The 2,093-nt window shown below is 53.9% G+C and carries 2 protein-coding genes; both read right to left on the minus strand.

Features of this window, described 5'->3' with window-relative positions:
* The coding region (locus ABYV26_RS24750) for a hydrogenase iron-sulfur subunit (RefSeq protein WP_372684017.1) at positions 1–545 on the minus strand (545 nt) is incomplete at its 3' end.
* 124 nt (positions 546–669) lie between these two features.
* Positions 670–2,093, minus strand: a 1,424-nt coding sequence (locus ABYV26_RS24755; RefSeq protein ID WP_372684016.1) for a CoB--CoM heterodisulfide reductase iron-sulfur subunit A family protein, incomplete at its 5' end; no start/stop codon positions are given.

The raw sequence follows: 2,093 nt of genomic DNA on the forward strand, positions 1-2,093 counted from the left end.
AGCATGATCTGGCTGATGGCCAGTTTTTCGGTAAATATCTCATCGAGCAACCGGTCGACCTCGCTGCTTTCGAAGAATGCGGTATACGCCTTTTTTGTTTTCTCAGGTACTCTCAGCCGCTCCCGTTCGACCAATCGAAGGTAGGGGACCAATGTCATGGCTGCTTCGAGATTAAACTTCAGCGTACCTACGTCAACGCCCTCTTCCTCGCCAAGCGGCCCCAACGCTATGATATCTTTTGAAAATTCATCAGCCGCATCGGCCAACAAATTACCATCCGCGCCGGACATGAATGCGATCCTCAGCCGCTCGGGATTGATGCCGATGTGCCCCATTATTTTTTTGCACAGGTAGACGTTGGCCCATGCATCGTAATTGCCGTGGGTAATGTAGTTGCACTCATCTAACTTACAACCACCGATAAACACGCCGTCTTGTTCATTGGCGAATGCCCTGAGGATGAATTCCAGGTCTACTCTGCCGGAACACATCACACGGATCAGTCTGATATCAGTCGAATATTGCAGTCTGGAAACTCCAGCCAGGTCAGCAGCGCCGTACGCTCACCAATGGCAGACAAAACCCAACAGTCTTGGTTTAAATTCAGGATTAGTACTCATTCGTGCTCTCCATTTTTTGATAATCCCCATCGGCCGACACGCTCAACCGCTAACGATCTTCAGTTGCCGCATCGATTTGCCGCCGGATCTCTTGCCCGGTGACCGCCGCATCGATCTGACTGCGAATCGCCGCGTTGGTGAAGTGCTTCAGCCCAATCGCATCCGTGGGACACTTGGTGGTACAGACACCGTCCCCCTTGCAGAGAATCGGATTCACCCATGCTTTTTTGCCTGATGGCGTATCGATCAATTCTATCGCATCGTAGGTGCAGGCGGTAATGCAAGCACCACACGTCACGCAATCGTAGGCATTCACCTCGGCAACGGACCCCGAGGCCACGACGGTATCCTTCGAGAGAAGCGTCATGACCCTGCCGGCTGCGCCATAGGCCTGGTTGATCGTTTCCTGGATATGCTTGGGATAGTGAGCCGTCCCGCAAAGATATACACCATCGGCGGCAAACTCGACCGGTTTCAACTTGACATGGGCTTCTTTGAAAAAGCCATCCGGGCTCAAGGTGACCTTGAACAGCCCGGCAACTTCACGGGTTGTTTCACTTGGGATGACCGCGGCGGCCAAAGAGAGAATATCGGCGTCCAGTTCAAGCCGCTGACCCAGGATGGCATCGGCGACGGTGACCCGGACGATTTCCTTGCCCCCCTCTTTGGCCGCTTCAACGAGGGGTTTGTCATCCGGCTCATAGCGGATGAACCTGACCCCTTTGTCTGATGCGTCGCGGTAATAATCCTCCCTGAGCCCGTAGGTTCGCATATCCCGAAAGAGAATGTAGATGTCCATCTCCGGGTTTATCGCCTTGAGTTTCAGGGCATTCTTCACGGCGTGGCTGCAGCAGACCCGACTGCAGTAATTTCGATCTTCGTTTCTGCAGCCCACGCATTGGATCATCACCAGACTCTCGGCACTAATGACTTTTTCTTCGTTTTGGGCGATCAGCTCTCCCAACTCAAGATGAGTGACAACCTTATCATTTTCTCCGTAAAGGTATTCGGTGGGCTGATACACATCCGCACCGATGGCTAAAACAGAGGCACCATGTTTAATCGTTTTGACGCGGCCTTCCGTTTCCACCGTGGTCATAAAATTTCCCAGATAGCCTGAAACGGCGGTGATGGTGGCCTCATGGGACACGTGGATCAAGGGGCTGCGATACACCGCGCGGATCAGGTCATCCAGGTAGGCCTGAACGTCCATGCCTTCGATGGTGGTGTGAATTCTGCGCGCCATTCCGCCCAGCGCTTTTTTCTTTTCAATCAGATGGACCTCATGCCCCTGACCGGCGATGGAGAGCGCACAGGTCATGCCGGCGATACCGCCCCCCACCACCAGGGTCGCCTTGTTCACCGGCAGATCGAACTCCTGCAAGGGTTCCAGACGACTGGCACGCGCCACCGACATGCGGACTAGATCCTGCGCTTTTTTAGTGGCCTCGTCCTTTTGTTTGGTGTGGACCC

The organism is Desulfosarcina sp. (assembly GCF_041551955.1).
Lineage (GTDB): Bacteria > Desulfobacterota > Desulfobacteria > Desulfobacterales > Desulfosarcinaceae > Desulfosarcina.